General features: G+C 41.7%; 11 protein-coding genes and 7 pseudogenes. 8 read left to right on the plus strand and 10 right to left on the minus strand.

Annotated features, from left to right (window positions below):
* The first annotated feature begins 28 nt into the window (after positions 1–28).
* From ACQY1X_RS19055 to ACQY1X_RS19065, 3 genes and pseudogenes are all read left to right on the plus strand, one after another.
* Positions 29–367 (plus strand): P-II family nitrogen regulator, encoded by a 339-nt coding sequence (locus ACQY1X_RS19055; protein WP_002757700.1) that lies wholly within the window; start codon positions 29–31, stop codon positions 365–367.
* Between the two features lie 126 nt (positions 368–493).
* Positions 494–1909 (plus strand): cation:proton antiporter, encoded by a 1416-nt coding sequence (locus ACQY1X_RS19060; RefSeq protein WP_430015013.1) that lies wholly within the window; start codon positions 494–496, stop codon positions 1907–1909.
* A gap of 405 nt (positions 1910–2314) precedes the next feature.
* Positions 2315–2792, plus strand: a pseudogene (locus tag ACQY1X_RS19065) (IS1634 family transposase); the annotation flags it as partial.
* Positions 2793–2798: 6 nt separating this feature from the next.
* Here the strand turns inward: ACQY1X_RS19065 and ACQY1X_RS19070 are convergent.
* Positions 2799–3782: pseudogene (locus ACQY1X_RS19070) on the minus strand (IS30 family transposase); the annotation flags it as partial.
* A gap of 103 nt (positions 3783–3885) precedes the next feature.
* Here ACQY1X_RS19070 and ACQY1X_RS19075 point away from each other — a divergent pair.
* Positions 3886–4659, plus strand: a pseudogene (locus ACQY1X_RS19075) (IS5-like element ISMae4 family transposase); the annotation flags it as partial.
* 305 nt (positions 4660–4964) lie between these two features.
* Here the strand turns inward: ACQY1X_RS19075 and ACQY1X_RS19080 are convergent.
* From ACQY1X_RS19080 to ACQY1X_RS19110, 7 genes and pseudogenes are all read right to left on the minus strand, one after another.
* A pseudogene (locus tag ACQY1X_RS19080) lies at positions 4965–5302 on the minus strand (ISKra4 family transposase); the annotation flags it as partial.
* Between the two features lie 347 nt (positions 5303–5649).
* Positions 5650–7122: a hypothetical protein gene (locus ACQY1X_RS19085; RefSeq protein WP_002736650.1), complete on the minus strand. Its 1473-nt coding sequence runs from the start codon at positions 7120–7122 to the stop codon at positions 5650–5652.
* Between the two features lie 336 nt (positions 7123–7458).
* Positions 7459–8703 carry a M23 family metallopeptidase gene (locus ACQY1X_RS19090; RefSeq protein ID WP_430015014.1) on the minus strand — a complete coding sequence of 415 codons (1245 nt, stop codon included), beginning with the start codon at positions 8701–8703 and terminating at the stop codon, positions 7459–7461.
* A gap of 45 nt (positions 8704–8748) precedes the next feature.
* Positions 8749–9462: a biotin--[acetyl-CoA-carboxylase] ligase gene (locus ACQY1X_RS19095; protein WP_430013355.1), complete on the minus strand. Its 714-nt coding sequence runs from the start codon at positions 9460–9462 to the stop codon at positions 8749–8751.
* Between the two features lie 1300 nt (positions 9463–10762).
* A complete protein-coding gene (locus ACQY1X_RS19100; protein ID WP_002759710.1) occupies positions 10763–11407 on the minus strand; it encodes a histidine phosphatase family protein in 645 nt (214 codons plus the stop codon).
* Positions 11408–11456: 49 nt separating this feature from the next.
* Positions 11457–12095 (minus strand): histidine phosphatase family protein, encoded by a 639-nt coding sequence (locus ACQY1X_RS19105; RefSeq protein WP_430013356.1) that lies wholly within the window; start codon positions 12093–12095, stop codon positions 11457–11459.
* A 395-nt stretch (positions 12096–12490) separates the two neighbouring features.
* On the minus strand, positions 12491–13645 hold the full coding sequence (locus tag ACQY1X_RS19110; RefSeq protein ID WP_430013357.1) for an ISL3 family transposase: 1155 nt from the start codon (positions 13643–13645) through the stop codon (positions 12491–12493).
* Between the two features lie 53 nt (positions 13646–13698).
* On the opposite strand from ACQY1X_RS19110, the gene ACQY1X_RS19115 reads away from it, so the two are divergent.
* From ACQY1X_RS19115 to ACQY1X_RS19130, 4 genes and pseudogenes are all read left to right on the plus strand, one after another.
* The gene (locus ACQY1X_RS19115; protein WP_430014694.1) at positions 13699–14661 is read left to right on the plus strand and encodes an IS30-like element ISMae39 family transposase; all 963 of its coding nucleotides are present in this window, start codon (positions 13699–13701) and stop codon (positions 14659–14661) included.
* A gap of 165 nt (positions 14662–14826) precedes the next feature.
* Positions 14827–15981 (plus strand): ISL3 family transposase, encoded by a 1155-nt coding sequence (locus tag ACQY1X_RS19120; RefSeq protein WP_430015015.1) that lies wholly within the window; start codon positions 14827–14829, stop codon positions 15979–15981.
* Between the two features lie 210 nt (positions 15982–16191).
* Positions 16192–16401, plus strand: coding sequence for a hypothetical protein (locus ACQY1X_RS19125; RefSeq protein WP_430014695.1), 210 nt, complete (start codon positions 16192–16194; stop codon positions 16399–16401).
* Positions 16371–16976 (plus strand): annotated as a pseudogene (locus ACQY1X_RS19130) (IS4-like element ISMae7 family transposase); the annotation flags it as partial. The gene ACQY1X_RS19125 and the pseudogene ACQY1X_RS19130, both read left to right, overlap by 31 nt.
* Positions 16977–17002: 26 nt before the next feature.
* On the opposite strand, the pseudogene ACQY1X_RS19135 reads toward ACQY1X_RS19130, so the two are convergent.
* Both ACQY1X_RS19135 and ACQY1X_RS19140 read right to left on the minus strand, forming a co-directional pair.
* A pseudogene (locus ACQY1X_RS19135) lies at positions 17003–17101 on the minus strand (transposase); the annotation flags it as partial.
* A 72-nt stretch (positions 17102–17173) separates the two neighbouring features.
* A pseudogene (locus ACQY1X_RS19140) lies at positions 17174–18817 on the minus strand (IS1634 family transposase); the annotation flags it as partial.
* Positions 18818–19154 lie beyond the last annotated feature (337 nt).

Below are 19154 nucleotides of genomic sequence, written 5' to 3' on the forward strand. Positions count from 1 at the left end.
AATGTACACATTTAAGGAGATAATCAACATGGCTAAACCAGCCAAAAAGCTCGTCATCGTCACAGAAAAGATTTTGCTGAAAAAAGTCGCCAAGATCATCGAAGAATGCGGGGCGAGTGGTTACACGGTGATGGATACTGGCGGTAAAGGCAGTCGCAACGTGCGCTCGTCGGGACAACCCCACGTTTCCGAAACCGATACGAATGTTAAGTTCGAGATACTTACCCCCGATCGAATTATGGCCCAAAATATTGCCAAGCAGGTTGCCGATCAGTTTTTCCTCAATTTTGCGGGCATGATCTATCTCTGTGATGCGGAGGTTCTGTACGGACAGAGTTTCTGTGGACCAGAGGGCTGTGAAATCTAGACAACTAAGCTTGTCTTGATCCGGGCCACCCCATCTGCAGCCTGACTGTCCTTGAGCGGTGGCCCTTTTTCCTATCCCCCAGTTTTATGACCACCTGAAATCTTTAACCCTCATCCCTTTAAACTGATGATTTTGTCCCCTATTCTGCCTCCTTCGATCGGGGAGATAGCAGCCCCCATGACTCCGCTCCCCTTGCTTGCCACCGTTGTGGCCGAGGATTCACCGATTATTCTCTCTGGCGTATTGCTGACACTGGTGGTGATTTATCTGGCCAGCAAGCTCGGCGCAGAGGCCGCCAGAAAATTAGATTTTCCGCCCGTACTGGGAGAACTGGTCGCCGGTGTGATTGTCGGCGTTTCGGCCTTGCATCTGCTCATCTTTCCCGAAGGGGGACTATCGGCCTCCGATTCGCTGATTATGACGGTACTGCAAGGATTGAATCAATTGGCCCCGGCTGCCGTGGACCGGATCTTTGAGTCCCAAAGTGAAGTGATTTCGGTTCTAGCTGAAATCGGTGTGATTATTCTGCTGTTTGAAATTGGCCTAGAATCCGACCTGCGACAACTCAAGGAAGTGGGAATTCAAGCCACGGTTGTGGCCTGTGTGGGGGTTGCGGCACCTTTTGCGGCAGGTACGGCCGGGTTAATGCTCGTCTTTCATGTGGCGGCTATCCCGGCGATTTTTGCAGGGGCTGCCTTGACAGCAACCAGTATCGGTATTACCTCGAAGGTGTTGTCCGAGTTAGGTCAACTCAAATCCAAAGAAGGGCAAATTATTGTCGGTGCAGCGGTGATCGATGATGTCCTTGGTATTATTGTTCTGGCTGTGGTCGCTAGTTTAGCCAAAACTGGTGAGATTGATGTGACCAATGTTATTTATCTGATTGTCAGCGCTACGGCCTTTTTGATCGGATCAATTTTGTTGGGAGGTATTTTTAACAAAAGTTTTGTGGCGATCGTGGAGCGGCTGAAAACTCGGGGAAATATTGTTATTCCGGCATTTGTCTTCGCTTTCTTTATGGCATTTTTAGGCAATGCTATTCATCTTGAAGCGATTTTAGGGGCCTTTGCTGCGGGTTTGGTGCTTGATGAAACTGATACCCGCAACGAGTTGGATGAGTTAATTAAACCGATCGCCGATTTGCTTGTACCGATTTTCTTTGTGACGGTGGGAGCGCGTGCCGACCTCGGTGTTTTAAACCCAACGGTACCGGAGAATCGGGCTGGACTTTTGATCGCTGTCTTTTTGATGGTTGTGGCGATTATCGGTAAACTGGTGACAGGCTGGGCAGTTTTTGGCATATCCGGAATCAATCGCCTCGCCATCGGTGTGGGTATGATTCCCCGGGGTGAGGTGGGTCTAGTTTTTGCCGGGATTGGCTCGGCCAGCGGAATTTTGGATAAGCCTTTGGAAGTGTCGATTATTATTATGGTAATCCTGACTACTTTCCTCGCTCCTCCCTTCCTCAGAGTCGCTTTTGGTAAGACGGAAACTGTTGCCGAAACCCTGGAAAGCAAGGGGCCAGCTAATCCTATTCCTTAATTTTGCGGGTAAAATCTGATTTTTTAGACGAGGCTGAAGCATTTTCAGCCTTTTTACAAATCTATGCTCAGGATAAGGGAGCGATCGAGGTAAGATTTGAGAGTATCTAATCTTTTTCCTATGTTCGAGCAGACATTTAATACCAATTCTCCAAAGTCTGACTACAGAAGTTTAATCCCCCTAAATCCCCCTTAAAAAGGGGAACTTAAAGGGGGATTTAAATTCGATGTGTAGTTTTCATTTAGAGAAATGGTATAACTGAACTTCCCCCATACATATATACTATAATAGCCGAAAACCCTTATCCATCAATGGATACGCCCCTTAACTTTTCTTAATGTACCCATGTAATTTGTAACATTTCTTAATGGACAAGAATTCTCTCTATTTGCTAGAATGGTGGTCATGTATATAGAAAAAGTTCCTAACCGTAATTCCCCCCCCCGCCGTTCTTCTTCGGGAGTCCTACCGAGAAGGAGATCAAGTCAAAAAAAGAACCCTGGCCAATCTCTCAAAATTACCCGATGATATTATCGACAATTTGAAACTGGCTCTCAAAGGGGCAACACTGTCCATGAATGAGGGCATTCCCAATCATTTTGAAGTGATTAGAAGTCTTCCTCATGGTCATGTGATGGCTATTTTAGAGACGATTAAAAAATTAGGTTTAGATAAAATAATCAGTGAAAAATCCTCACGAATCAGAAACTTAGTAGTGGCGATGATTGTGGCAAGAATCATCAATCCTAAATCGAAACTAGCCACAGCGAGAGGGTTTAATAGCGAGACTTGTAGTCAGAGTTTAGGACAATTGTTAGACTTAGAGAAAGCCGATGAAGACGAATTATATAACGCCTTAGATTGGTTATTAGAAAAACAAGAGGCCAATTCAAGTCTGAATTGCATCACTGTCTGATCTACCTTTATAGAATACCTCATTCGGGGTACGATAGTCAAGACATTTTCGAGGACGATTGTTAATCAAGTTTACGGCTCTTTCCACCTCCTCTGGCTTAACGATTTTAAAATTCGTTCCCTTAGGGAAAAATTGTCTTAACAGTCCATTGGTATGCTCGTTTAATCCCCTCTCCCACGAATGATAAGGAGTAGCAAAATAAAAATCTGCTCCTAGTTTCTGACTCAACTCTTGATGTCCACAAAATTCTTTAACCTTGTCACAAGTAAAGGTTTTTCTTTTGTCAGGGTGAATCTCTTGAAAAAGTTTTTCTGTGACTCTATTGATTTCCGATGCGGTTTTGTTTTTGGCTAATCCTGCTACTAAAAATTTCGAGGCTTTATCTACATGAGTAACGAGAACTCCTAGATGATTGCCTCCAATCATTGTGTCACTTTCCCAATGACCGATTTCAGTTTTCTGGTCAGCAATTACTGGTCGCTCGCTGATATCTACACGCCCTGGAATCCCTCCACGCTTACTTTTTGCTCCGCCTCGACTCTTTCTTTGACAAAGCCCCCGGCGTAAATATTTCTGGTACTCTCCACATCCGTGATAGTTCTGATAGATCATTTGATAGATGGTTTCGTGACTGAGAGATTCTTGACTGGCTCTTTTCAGACGACCTGCTATTTGTTCGGGACTATGATAATCTTTCAATCCTTCTTTGACCAACTCTAAGGCTGACTCGCTGACATTTTTAAAGGGTTGTTTGGCATTTTTTCGCCTTGTCTCGCTTTCAGCTTGTGCTGTGTCAGGTAGATAGCAGCCAAGAGAACTTTGATTCCTTTTTAATTCCCGTGATATTGTGCTTTGATGACATCCGAGCCAGACGGCCATTTGCCGTTGAGATAAATTTCCCTTCTGACTAAGTTGGTAGAGCAAGTTTCTTTGTTCTATGTTAAGATGTTGAGGGCTTCGTTTTTGGGTCTGATTTGTTTTTGTTAATGATCAGACAGTACCTGATGAGCCTTTCTTTGTCAACTCTTGAGGTTGATGCGTTTCATTTTTGAATTGGCGTAGAAAGATGGTAGAATCAGTAAAAAGTGTTGAAGCCGACTCTAATTCACCATCTAAAATGGGACCGAAACCTAAACTATCTATAGAAGAACAAGTTTTAGTAACGTTAGAATATTGGCGAGAATATAGAACATATTTTCACATTGGGACAAGCTGGGAACTATCAGAATCAACTATATGTCGGATTGTAAATAAGACGGAAAAAATGCTTTTACAATCGGGAAACTTCCGTTTAAAAGGAAAAAAAGCTTTACTCAATCAAGCAGAGATACCGGTCGTAACGGTAATGGATGTAACGGAAACTCCCATTGAACGTCCCCAAAAGAAACAGAAAGATTTTTTTTCGGGTAAAAGAGGTTATCATACTTTAAAATCCCAATTAGTAGCTGCTCAAAATACAGAGGAAATTATCTGTGTCTTTTGTGGGAAAGGTAAAGGTCATGATTTTAGTTTATTTAAAAAAAGTCGAGTTCGTTTTCATCCTTTAACTACCAGCATAGAAGACAGTGGTTATCAGGGAATAGCTGCATACCATAGTAATAGTTATACACCGAAAAAGAAATCGAAAAATAGAAAATTAACAGAGTTAGAAAAAGAGTATAACAAGGCTTTAGCCAAAGAAAGGATTATCATTGAACCTATAAATAGGAAACTCAAAATCTTTAAAATCTTATCCTGTAAATATCGGAATCGTCGTCGAAGATATAGTTTAAGAGTTAACTTGTTGGCGGCTATTTATAACTGTGAGTTAGGGATAGGTATAGCAGCTTCTTAAAAGTTGCCTAAAGATTAATCAAGTCAAGGAGAATTTATTCTCAATTTTTATAATTGAGATAGTTTGTGCCGCTTAAATAAAGAGGTTTTGATAACCAAATTAAAGCAGCTCTAAAGAGTTTTGAGTTAAAAGTTAAACTTCAAGTTTTCATTCAGGACGAATGTACTGATTAACTAATTTTTTGGGGAAAATTAGTTAGCCCATCATTATAACATATAATTAATTTGCAAGAGTTCTAATAATTAACTGAAAGTCCCTCCCATTATTGTTTCTATCGTTTGTTTTCGGATTTATGCAAGAGGTCTCTTGTAAGAAACCGTGGCACTTAACCTTAAACAACATTCCTCTAAAGCTGGACTAATTCTTTGATGGGATTCCAGATGTAAATACTCCGCTTGTTTTTCGGTGACGGGTAGTTGACCGATTATACTTTTTAGAATTCTTTCTCGTCCCGCTTTTGTTCCCGTTGTTTTTTCGATAAAAAAATTCCTAATTGGGGGGTAACATAATCTAAAGTCTGTTGTCGGATCGTTTTTTCAATATCCCCTAAACTGGCTAAGTCTTCGGGAGCGGCCTCTTGATAGAGAATTTCGGCGATTCCTCGGGCGTATTCTTGGAGTTTTTTCTGGTTTTCTGGGTTCATTGACCGTTTCCTCCTTTGATATATCCCTATTTTACTCGATTCTTCTACCGGTCTCCAGCGCACTCTTCTGCAAAACTGACTTGCTCCCAAGATAGACTCTCTCTCACCAGCCGAGAAATCCTTTGTCGAAAGGTATTATTTAATCTTTCAATAGGCGCGCTCTATCTGCACTGAATAGAATTTAACTTGGTATTACTAAGGCTGCGAATGTATGAAAACGCATCAATTGGGCAAAAGCTCAACAATGCTTTTTTAAGCTCCAAAAACCGCTATATTTGTAACCCAAAACAAATTAATTCTGATTAGAGTCAGTGTTTGTAGGCGCTTTTGCCGGTGGCGATTGATGTTCACTTATCGGAACTAGGAAGAACAATCTGTCTTTTACTTAGCTGTTGCCAAATATCTACTAGGAAAACTAGCAAGAATAGATGAACAGCACCTAGAAACTGATGTCTTTCAAAGATAAAGAAGAACTTGGGTAATAAGGGAATATTCGGTGGTTTTTGAAAACCTAAATACTGTTGTGCTTGTAGCACATAAGCATTAGATACTTGGGAATAAAGAAAACAACCGTAGGCAAAAGCAGCAAATAAAGAGGCGAGTAGGGCGCGTCTGGATATCAAGAAATCCTGATAGTAGAGCCAGATAATACTGATCAGGATAAAAGGATAACCTATATAGAGATAGCGCTGATGAGTGCCACTGAGAAGAATATTAAAACCTAGGTAACTTAGTCCATGGAAAAGGCAGAGAAGTACCATTAAATAGGTAGGATTATATTTAGGGCTAATCGCCTCGGTTTTGGTGGCGAGAATTTGCCAAATCTTGATTAAACCTGTACAGATAAGAAAACCCATGAAACCAGCATAGAGTAAAAGCCCTGCTTGGTGAGGGCTGATACCTTTTTTCCAGCTACCCAGTTGCAAATCCATAAAAGGTACTCGGGAGGAAGCACGGGGTTCTAAACCGAGAAATATCCAGATATTAAAGCCATTTCCTGAGATTTTGTCACCGTGACCACTACCAGATTTTAAGACAAAGAGGAAACTAGACTGAATCAGTCTGAGGGGAACCGCAAATAAGCTATCTAGGTAGAGGAAAAATCCGAGGCTTAAAAGTAGAGTTGCTCCCAGCCAGATTAAGCCTTTAGTCTGGTATCTTTGCTGGAATTTGTAACCTGTGGTGAGGATAAGTAGGGCAAAAAAGGGTAGGGAAAAAATAAAGAGTTGTTTAGTGAGAATAAATAAGACTAAACTAAACATCCCCAGGAGAAACCAGAGGATATTTTTGAGCAGAGTGTTTGTCTCACTCCAAGATTGGAAAAAAGCAATGGTCGCCAGAAGGCAAAATAATAAGCCTACGTTGTCAATCTGTCCCCAGAGAGAACCTGCCGCCCAGATAAATAGCACTAGGGTTATGCTTAAACCGATGATTACGGGGCGTTTGAATTTTAAGATTCTCGCTAGGTAGGTGAGAAGGAGAAAATTGACAGCATCAACAAATGCTAGGTAAAAACGGAAGTAGTAGATAGCTTCGGTTTTTTCGCTAATTCCCAATAGGGATTTTATCGCCGCAATTACGCCGCCACTCGCCAGTATACCTATACTAGGATAGTTGGGGACTTTGCGAGGACAATCCATATATACTTTACCTGCTGCGAGACAATCCCCCCATCTACTAAATTGGAAGACATCGGTAACGTGGTAAATGGGGAGAAAATAGACCAAAATAAAGGGTAGGGCCACTCCTAGCACATAGGCAAAGGGGATGAGGAAATTATTTTTTTCCCCTCGGTTAGTTGAGTCTAGAAAGTTTTTCATTATTTGGTAGGGTTTGCTGAAAAAGTCGCTCAAGTAATTGCAGCACTTTGCAGAACTGATACCATTTTTCTTTATTCGTGGCAGGTATCCCAGTCCCCTCTCCTTTTCTGGGAGAGGGGTTCGGGGTGAGGGTAATTAACCATCTCTGCCATTACTTTAGAAAAATGGCATGAGAGGCATAATAACAGCAATGGGGGAAATAGTTTCTCGAGTGTTTCTTGCTTACTAGCATCAAGCCAAGATGTAAGATAGCTTTTAAGGCTTCTTCCCTTTTCGGGGCGAGTTTTTTCACGAGAGATTTTAATTCCCACCAAAGATGTTCTATTAGCTCACCATTCAATTCTGATTAGAGTCAGTGGCTGTGGCCATTTGCATTCTCTGCACCAGATTATCGAGGGCTAATTCTAGATGCAAACCGGCATCCACGGCGGTCCAACCCTGTTCGGTTAGGTGTCGCCATTCAAAGTGTAGGTGCGGACCAGTAGAAACTCCCGTACTACCCACGCGACCGATAACCGCTCCCTGTTCCACCCATTCTCCCGGTTTGACGGTAATTTCCGAAAGGTGGGCATAACGAGATTCTTGACTACCATCGAGGTGACGCAAAATCACCGTTAATCCGTAACCTCCCAACCAGTCGGCGGTGGCCACTTCCCCTGCGTAGGCGGCTAATACAGGTGTTCCCATCGGTGCGCCTAAATCAGTACCCGCGTGCATGGCCCGATTCCCGCTGACCGGATGATTTCGCCACCCGAAAACCGAGGTAATTTGGGCGGGAAGAGCGAGGGGAAAGAGTAAATCGGTGCGTTGAGTTTGGTTAGAATCCGTGGGACTTAAACGGGTGGCCCGCTCATAGGTGGTCGCTTCGCTGATGGCCTCCACTTCTGCGCGAGTCACCGGGGCCAAAGCTAATTTTACGCCATTCCATTCCGGGGGATTGAGGGCTACCACCTGACTTGGAATCACCGTCGGGGCGGCCAGACGTACTGGGGAGCTAGAAGCGACGAGAGTGGGGGCATAACGACGCAGGGAATTATGAGCGATAACCGGCTGATTTTGAGACCGCCGTCCTACCCGCACGGCCGGATTAGGATTGAGACGCACCCGGGCCAGATTAACCGGGGGTAAGGGTTTGGCCACAGTGCTGACCGGCTGACGACGGGAGGCCCGGGCCGCCAGATTACAGCTACCTCCTACCAGTTGACCATTTTGGGCGATGGTTTGGCAACCACTGCGGCGCTCGGTGACGACAACGGAACTGGGGGGGTTAAAGTTTCTAGTATCGATAAAATTATTTTTACCGCCGGCCCGGGGGGCAAGGGTAGGCATATCGGTTTGATGGTTTTCGGGGATAGCCAGACGGGGGGCAGGATTAGTATTTTCTTTGATAACGGGGGCTTTCAGAGTCGGGGCGGGATTTTCCACTACCGGGGTTTCGCTGCCAATTTCGGAATTAGCGATCGCATTGGGAGCAAGAGTAATCAGACCGCTGATTACTAAACCGAGACCACTGCATAAACTCAGCTTCTTTTTTAAGGATTTTCCTAGAAAAAGTTTCAATATCACCGATGAAGGATACATAGGGCGGCCTCACTTCTCACAGTTTAGTCAAAAAAATATTTAGACTCAATTATAGCCGAGACTGACCCTACCGGCTGGTATATAGATTTCGCTACTGGCATTGTCCGAGGTTAATTTAACTTTTAATTCCCCTCGATCGCTTACCCCAGTTATTATGCCCTGATAGCCCTCAAAAGCTATCTTTTGACCAAAATTGGCAAAAAGTTCTAAATAGGAGGCTAATAGGGCTTTTATGCCGCGATGACAGTAATATTCATAGCCGTATAGGATAGCATCGCTGGTGAGAGAGGTTAACTGAGCGATCGAGGTACTTTTATTGCCAGTAAAAGCCTGTAAATTAATACCCGTGGGGGGGACAGGATTAGACCAATTGAGGCCTACTCCGATGACTGCTTGCGGGATTTTTTGACCCTGAATACGGGTTTCTAGGTTAATTCCCCCTAGTTTGCGCCCTAGTAATACTAAATCATTCGGCCATTTGATTTTAACAGGTATTTCCTGACAATTCAGCTGATGAGCGATGCCCCAAACTGTAGCGAGAACGAGATGGGCAGATTTATCCACCTCTAAATCCAGATTTAAAGCCAAAGATAAATATAATCCTCCCGGTTCAGAAATCCACTCCCGTCCCCATTGTCCCCTCCCGGCACTTTGTTGACTAGCAGTCACCACAAAAGGCGGCTTTTCCCCCGACTCTAATAATTCCCATGCTTTAGTATTAGTGGAAGGTAATAGCTCAAAGTGATGGATTTTGGTCATAAATTGGAAGTGGGGAGTATTTTCAGTGATCAGTAAACAGTAATCAGTGACCTGATACTAAATCCGTTGAGTATAGGCTACATATCAGGACAGGCAAAAGGCAAGAGGCAAAAGGCAAAAGAGGGAATAGATAATCAGTTTTTAATAACCGGATTGAGTATGAAAACTGACATCTGATCACTGATAACTGAATCACTGATAACTGATCACTGATAACTGATAACTGACCAAAAGCTTGGATTGAATGATCAAGTGGGAAGTAATACGGCCATCCGTTGAGTATAGGCTACATATCAGGACAGGCAAAAGGCAAAAGGCAAAAGAGGGAATAGATAATCAGTTTTTAATAACCGGATTGAGTATGAAAACTGACATCTGATCACTGATAACTGAATCACTGATAACTGATAACTGATAACTGATAACTGATCACTGATAACTGATAACTGACCAAAAGCTTGGATTGAATGATCAAGTGGGAAGTAATACGGCCATCCGTTGAGTATAGGCTACATATCAGGACAGGCAAAAGGCAAGAGGCAAAAGGCAAAAGAGGGAATAGATAATCAGTTTTTAATAACCGGATTGAGTATGAAAACTGACATCTGATCACTGATAACTGAATCACTGATAACTGATAACTGATAACTGATAACTGATCACTGATAACTGATAACTGACCAAAAGCTTGGATTGAATGATCAAGTGGGAAGTAATACGGCCATCCGTTGAGTATAGGCTACATATCAGGACAGGCAAAAGGCAAGAGGCAAAAGGCAAAAGAGGGAATAGATAATCAGTTTTTAATAACCGGATTGAGTATGAAAACTGACATCTGATCACTGATAACTGAATCACTGATAACTGATCACTGATAACTGATAACTGACCAAAAGCTTGGATTGAATGATCAAGTGGGAAGTAATACGGCCATCCGTTGAGTATAGGCTACATATCAGGACAGGCAAAAGGCAAAAGGCAAAAGAGGGAATAGATAATCAGTTTTTAATAACCGGATTGAGTATGAAAACTGACATCTGATCACTGATAACTGAATCACTGATCACTGATAACTGATAACTGATAACTGACCAAAAGCTTGGATTGAATGATCAAGTGGGAAGTAATACGGCCATCCGTTGAGTATAGGCTACATATCAGGACAGGCAAAAGGCAAAAGGCAAAAGAGGGAATAGATAATCAGTTTTTAATAACCGGATTGAGTATGAAAACTGACATCTGATCACTGATAACTGAATCACTGATCACTGATAACTGATCACTGATCACTGATAACTGATTAGGTGCAGGGGAGAGAACGCAGGTACTCACTGAGGTGGGAACGTAAACCGATGCCATGGAAAAGCGGGCCACGACTGCCTAATTCGACAATACTGACGGCGGCCACGGGCATTTCAAATCGATCGCGATAACGGCCCACATCAATGCCCATCAGACTACAGAGCATGATCCGGATGGTGGCCTTGTGGGAAACGATCAAGATATTGCCATCACTGTGGGTGTGTTCAATTTCCTCCAAAACGGCCGCGGAACGACGGGCGATATCGATCCCCCTTTCCCCGTTGGGGGGGGCATTCCAAGCCGGATCCGTCAACCAGCGTACATAGAGATCATGATATTGACGATCGATATCGTTGGGGTGCATACCTTCCCAAAGACCATAACCGATCTCTTGTAATCCCTGGCGGATTTCTAATTTCAGTCCCACCGCTTCACAGAGAGGTTTAGCGGTTTGAATAGCTCTTTGGAGGGGACTGACGTAGGCCGCACGCCAAGGTAAAGAACGATAGACATCAGCGAATTCTTCCGCCATTTCGATGCCTTCGGCAGTCAAACCGGGATCATTTTCTGGAGTACCACAGTATCCTCCCGTTTTGCTATAGGCTGTCTGTCCGTGTCGCAGAAAATATAACATCAAGCACATAGTTTTTCAGGAGACCAAATCCGGGGCTTCCTTGGTTACTGTTGACTGGTTAGGTTCCCGCTCGCGAGCGCAGGTCATTGCGGAGGTGAGAGCGATCGCCCATGACTTGAAAGAGGGGACCATGTTCGGCTAATTCGACGATCGTCACCGAGGCCACGGGCATGGCAATTCGATCGCGATAACGGCCGATATCAATGCCTAAAAGAGAACATAACACGATTCGGATCGTTGCTTTATGGGAAACGATCAAAATATGGCCATCATCGTGATGATGGTCGATTTCCTCTAATACTTCCGAACTACGGCGAGCGATATCGATGCCTTTTTCGCCTCCTGTGGGAGAATTCCAGCCCGGATCTGCTAACCAGCGCACATAATCATCATGAAACTCCTGATTAACCTCGGCTGCGGTTTTTCCCTCCCATTGGCCGTAGGCAATCTCTTTTAATCCTTCCCGTTTGTGGATGGGAATACCCAAGAGTTCGCTTAAAGGGTTGGCCGTGGCCATGGTACGTTTGAGGGGACTGGAATAGATCCCTGTCCAAGGCACATCTCGATAGGCAAGGGCGAAATCCTTGGCCATTTCATAGCCTGCTGGGGTTAGTTCCAAGTCTAATCGACCGCAAAAACTACCCGTTTGACTGGCTGTGGTTTCGCCATGACGCAAAAAGTAAAGTTTTAGACTCATCTTTTGGGTGCATCTCAATATTTGTGACTCTCTCCCACTTATAGTGATAAGCAGAAGTTATTAAAAGAGGGCGAAGGCAATTCGCCGCTACAATCATCCTTTTTACCTTTTGTTTCTCGGTAATTCTCTAAATTACCACTATATTTGGGACACCTCGAATAAAAGATTTTGTTAAGAAAGTGTTGGTCGGGGAAATCTCCTTTATATACAGTGGTGAAGAGGGAATAATTCGCCAATTCAAAAATGAAACGCATCAACCTCAAGAGTTGACAAAGAAAGGCTCATCAGGTACTGTCTGATCATTAACAAAAACAAATCAGACCCAAAATGAGCCACCAACATCTTAACATAGAACAAAGAAACTGGCTCTCCTGGTTTTCGTGTGTTAATTTTTGTTATAAATTAAAGCAAGCAAACAGCTTAAGTCGAAGATGTTCAAAATTGGTAAATCCATAACTCATTCTTTTAATAAGCTTGATTTTGGTATTCATTCCCTCAATTAATCCGTTGGTTGTATGATTTTCAAAGTAATTACAAATACCAGGCAAATGCTTCTGGATCATGCTGGCACTACTTTGATATAATATCCCGCCTATTCTTATCCATTTTTCCAATTTTCTCTCAGCACCTCTGAACGTTCTACTACTTTGATAAATTTGTCTAATTTCTTCTTTCATTTCCCAGGCTATTCCCAAGCAGGGATGTTCTTTCAGGATAACTTCTAGTTGTTGTTTTTGCTCGTCCTTTAAGTCCTCTTTATTCTTCCATAATAAATGAGGTAATCCTTTTTCATGCACCCCCATTAACTTTCTCAATTTATTAAGCTCGTCATTAATGATATCCATTACATGAAAACGGTCATAGATGATTTTAGCATTGGGAAATAATTCCTTGCTCACTGCTGTAAATCCTGACCACATATCGACGCTCACTTCTTTCACCTTCTCCCGAACTGCGTCTGGCTGTGCCTTTAAGGCTTCCATTAATTCTTCTTGCTTATGTCCTTTAATCACATCTAGTAAAATTTTTTTGTCCAGATCTACGACCGTTGTTATGAAATCTTTATGTCCTTTTAAGTTACTAAATTCATCCAAGCTTATTCGTTCTGGTGCTTCCCACTCTTCCTTTTCTAGTTCTTTAGCACAGTGATTAAATATTAACTCAACTTCTGACCATCCTAACCCTTCTTCTCGACTTATTTCTTCGATGCTACAATTTTTTACTCTCTCATAAATCATCGATTCATAGCGAATTGTCTGAGGCTGTCTTAATCTCATAAAACTCAGTCTTTCGCTGATATACTTTTGGCACTTTTGACAATGAAACTGGCGGCGTGGTACTTCTAAATATACCGGATTGCCTAATATTGACAAATCTCTGACTAGATTATACTCTGTCTGATTGATTCTGTCCAAGGTTTGATGGCAATTCGGACATTCAATTGTTTCATTTAAAAGAGCGAGCTTTAGGAAAATTGTCTGAGCAATTTTTTGATAATTGACCACTGTTACATTTGGTAAATCGAGGAGTTGATCAAAATTTATCCACATAACCCACCTCCTGTTCTGTGTTACTATTATACCATGCTCACACAGAACCTAGAATAGCCAGAAACTTGCTCTACCAACTTAGTCAGGAGGGAAATTTATCTCAACGGCAAATGGCCGTCTGGCTCGGATGTCATCAAAGCACAATATCACGGGAATTAAAAAGGAATCAAAGTTCTCTTGGCTGCTATCTACCTGACACAGCACAAGCTGAAAGCGAGACAAGGCGAAAAAATGCCAAACAACCCTTTAAAAATGTCAGCGAGTCAGCCTTAGAGTTGGTCAAAGAAGGATTGAAAGATTATCATAGTCCCGAACAAATAGCAGGTCGTCTGAAAAGAGCCAGTCAAGAATCTCTCAGTCACGAAACCATCTATCAAATGATCTATCAGAACTATCACGGATGTGGAGAGTACCAGAAATATTTACGCCGGGGGCTTTGTCAAAGAAAGAGTCGAGGCGGAGCAAAAAGTAAGCGTGGAGGGATTCCAGGGCGTGTAGATATCAGCGAGCGACCAGTAATTGCTGACCAGAAAACTGAAATCGGTCATTGGGAAAGTGACACAATGATTGGAGGCAATCATCTAGGAGTTCTCGTTACTCATGTAGATAAAGCCTCGAAATTTTTAGTAGCAGGATTAGCCAAAAACAAAACCGCATCGGAAATCAATAGAGTCACAGAAAAACTTTTTCAAGAGATTCACCCTGACAAAAGAAAAACCTTTACTTGTGACAAGGTTAAAGAATTTTGTGGACATCAAGAGTTGAGTCAGAAACTAGGAGCAGATTTTTATTTTGCTACTCCTTATCATTCGTGGGAGAGGGGATTAAACGAGCATACCAATGGACTGTTAAGACAATTTTTCCCTAAGGGAACGAATTTTAAAATCGTTAAGCCAGAGGAGGTGGAAAGAGCCGTAAACTTGATTAACAATCGTCCTCGAAAATGTCTTGACTATCGTACCCCGAATGAGGTATTCTATAAAGGTAGATCAGACAGTGATGCAATTCAGACTTGAATTGGCCATTTTAAATAACTAATACTAAATCCCTCTTTGCCACGGTATCAGTCGGTTCAAGTCCTGTAACTTGTCTTGGTTCTCTTCTGTCCCTGACTGGCGTTTTGGCTATTCTAGGTTCTGTGTGAGCATGGTATAATAGTAACACAGAACAGGAGGTGGGTTATGTGGATAAATTTTGATCAACTCCTCGATTTACCAAATGTAACAGTGGTCAATTATCAAAAAATTGCTCAGACAATTTTCCTAAAGCTCGCTCTTTTAAATGAAACAATTGAATGTCCGAATTGCCATCAAACCTTGGACAGAATCAATCAGACAGAGTATAATCTAGTCAGAGATTTGTCAATATTAGGCAATCCGGTATATTTAGAAGTACCACGCCGCCAGTTTCATTGTCAAAAGTGCCAAAAGTATATCAGCGAAAGACTGAGTTTTATGAGATTAAGACAGCCTCAGACAATTCGCTATGAATCGATGATTTATGAGAGAGTAAAAAATTGTAGCATCGAAGAAATAAGTCGAGAAGAAGGGTTAGGATGGTCAGAAGTTGAGTTAATATTTAATCACTGTGCTAAAGAACTAGAAAAGGAAGAGTGGGAAGCACCAGAACGAATAAGCTTGGATGAATTTAGTAACTTAAAAGGACATAAAGATTTCATAACAACGGTCGTAAATATGGACAAAAAAATTTTACTAGATGTGATTAAAGGACATAAGCAAGAAGAATTAATGGAAGCCTTAAAGGCACAGCCAGACGCAGTTCGGGAGAAGGTGAAAGAAGTGAGCGTCGATATGTGGTCAGGATTTACAGCAGTGAGCAAGGAATTATTTCCCAATGCTAAAATCATCTATGACCGTTTTCATGTAATGGATATCATTAATGACGAGCTTAATAAATTGAGAAAGTTAATGGGGGTGCATGAAAAAGGATTACCTCATTTATTATGGAAGAATAAAGAGGACTTAAAGGACGAGCAAAAACAACAACTAGAAGTTATCCTGAAAGAACATCCCTGCTTGGGAATAGCCTGGGAAATGAAAGAAGAAATTAGACAAATTTATCAAAGTAGTAGAACGTTCAGAGGTGCTGAGAGAAAATTGGAAAAATGGATAAGAATAGGCGGGATATTATATCAAAGTAGTGCCAGCATGATCCAGAAGCATTTGCCTGGTATTTGTAATTACTTTGAAAATCATACAACCAACGGATTAATTGAGGGAATGAATACCAAAATCAAGCTTATTAAAAGAATGAGTTATGGATTTACCAATTTTGAACATCTTCGACTTAAGCTGTTTGCTTGCTTTAATTTATAACAAAAATTAACACACGAAAACCAGGAGAGCCGCGTTTTTTGACTCTCCCCTGTCTTTTTACCATTTTCGTCGGCTCCTAAGGACTCTCCCCTCTAGTCCTATCCATTAGTCAGATCTTTCTTAACAAAAAGAGAAGAAACTTAAAAAAAGGGGAAACGATTGATAGGTATAGTTTTGAAAGAAGGAATTAAGGTGGAGGTAAGCAAAAAAATGGAGAAATGGGGGCTCTTCTCGACTTTGTGTGATAATTTTTGCTTATGGAATCGTGAAATGTTGACTGAGAAGGACTTTTACGACTATTTTGCCGAAGAAACTATCAGTATAGGCTTCGTTTCCACACATAAACCAGAAGAGCCAAATGGGCAGCCCAAGAATTACAGTATGCAGACCTGGGGGACACCAGAAGAAAGAAAAGGTTAATCAGTATCGTAGAAAACTTGGCCAGCCAACCTAGCACAAGTGTACCACAAGCTTCGGGAAATCTAGCCGCAGCGAGTGCCACCTACGACTTTTGGAATTCCCCCTATTTTCACCCCTCAGATATAATTGCCGCCCAAGCCAAAAGTACAGTAGAAAGAATCAAAGAACATCCAATAGTTTTGGCAGTGCAAGACACAACAAGTTTAGACTTTACGACCCAAAAAGCCAAAAAAGGAATGGGTTATCTAGATTGTAAAAAATCCTTTGGTCTCAAAGTTCATACCACATTAGGAGTGTCAGTGCAAGGAATACCTTTAGGACTGATTAATCAATATGTCTGGGCAAGAGAAGAAAAGAATTTAGGGATTGCCAAGCAAAGAAAAAAAAGAGAAACCGAAGAAAAAGAGAGTCAAAGATGGTTAGATTCTTTATCAGAAACACAACAACAAATACCCGAAGATATTCAAGTAGTAACAATCGGAGATTGTGAGGCAGACATATTTGATTTATTTGCCCAATCAAGAAGTCCTAACTCTCATTTATTAATCCGAGGAACTCATAACCGAAAAGTTAACGGTTCTTCCGAACTTACCATGTAAAATCAACTAGCAAAATGCCAATTTAATAAACATCTAAGACTAAAGTTTTTAAAGTTTCTAAATCCATAGCCTCTCCTTTTAATCACCTTCAGTTTATTATTACTGGACTTCCCCGTTGACAAAAGGCCATAACCTATGCTGTAGGAGGGATTAAGAGAATTTCCGCCGCCCCGTTACTGGGTACAAATCAGGGAAACTCCCAATAAATCTAACGCTTTTTGTTGCAGTTGGGTCGGTCGAGTTATCTTAGAAAAACGATAACTTCCCTCCCTAATCGTACATTCCACTGTATTCAAGCAAATTGTCCCCAGGTCTTCCAACAAAGTCCGAAAGCTATGCACAGGGAGGTTCTCTTGATTCCGTTTTTTTCTCTCTTTAGACTGAGCGGATTCACTGCGACTCGCTTTAATCACATTCAGAGAACCATCATCAATTTCTTCATCCTCAAATAACAAAGGAGCCAAGCACTGTTTTAAATGCCATTCCACATAATAAGCCAACATACATAAAAAGATATGAGCTTTGACTCTATCACCCTTATAATGATATATAGGACGTACCTTTAAATCAATTGACTTATAACAGCGAAATGCCTCCTCCACTTGAGACAAACTTTTATAAGCTTTAACCGTCGTCGCTGCATCCATCAAGGTTGACTCCAGAGAAGTTCTTAACACATACACACCATCCAAAGCCGTTTCTTGAGCGATTAATTCCCGCTGACGCTGATAAGAAAAGCCTTCCTCTGTTATCTCTAAGTTATAGTATTTATTGACCTTAAACTGATTAAGAACCTTGCCCACTCTCAAAGCTATCTTATCTTGACCCTTTAAAGCTCTTTTCTCCCTTTAAGTCGCCTGAACAATCAAATCTAGTTCCTTCTCTACCGCTTCTAATAATGCCTCTCTTTGTAGTTGATTTTTCTGGGCGATTAAGGGATTCCGACAAGCAATTAATCTTTCATCGGGATAATCTTCACTCTCAAATTCCACCAAGTTTACCTGATCAAATAATCCTAATTGAATCACTTCTACCTCAGCCAGTTTCCGAATTTGAGGCTTAGTTAAACCAGTAATATAGTCTAATCCTTCTATGGGTTTTACTAATTCGTTGATTTTCGAGTTGGTTAAAATTCCTCTATCGCTTACCCAGACAACATTCTCAATCCCCCAACCCTTTCTGACTTTCTCAATTTGTCCGCTTAAAGTAGCACCGTCTGAAGTGTTTCCTGCAAATACTTCTACCGCTATCGGACAACCCTTAGCTGAACAGAGCAGACCAAAAACTATCTGAGTTTTCCCTTTCTTTTTATCTCGGTTATAACCATATTTTCCCAGTTCACAACCATTTCCTTCTAGGTAGGTAGAAGTGACATCATACAAGACTAATGTTCCTGATTCTAAGTGTTTAATTGCTAGGTGCTTCTCAATTTTCTCTTGTTTTTCTAATAACCAATCTAAGGCGTTATATAATTCGTCTTCATCGGCTTTCTCTAAGTCTAACAATTGTCCTAAACTCTGACTACAAGTCTCGCTATTAAACCCTCTCGCTGTGGCTAGTTTCGATTTAGGATTGATGATTCTTGCCACAATCATCGCCACCACTAAGTTTCTGATTCGTGAGGATTTTTCACTGATTATTTTATCTAAACCTAATTTTTTAATCGTCTCTAAAATAGCCATTACATGACCATGAGGAAGACTTCTAATCACTTCAAAATGATTGGGAATGCCTTCAGTCATGGACAGTGTTGCGCCTTTAAGAGCCAGTTTCAGATTGTCGATAATATCATCGGGTAATTTTGAGAGATTGGCCAGAACGGAGGTGAACTAGGGGGGGTACTTTGTTCGGTGCTAGACTGATATTTCAGGAAGCCAGACAGGAGCCAGAAAAAGATATTTATCAGAAAAGTCATGATCAAGCTAGAGGTTTAAAGACTGATCGGGTTCCAATTATTTTTATTAATAAATATTTTACACAATTCATACCAGGTAAGCAAGAGGGCTACGCCACTACTACCAAATCATTACCCATCGGAGGCTATTTGGTTATCTCTTTAGTCTAGCGATCGCTCCGACTTGATACGTTATGACAGCAAATTAAATAGAGCATTCATTCGATCGCACTCAAGCGCGGGACTTCTGCTGACGCTAA

This window comes from Microcystis protocystis FBCC-A270, assembly GCF_050500235.1.
Classification (GTDB): domain Bacteria; phylum Cyanobacteriota; class Cyanobacteriia; order Cyanobacteriales; family Microcystaceae; genus Microcystis; species Microcystis ichthyoblabe_A.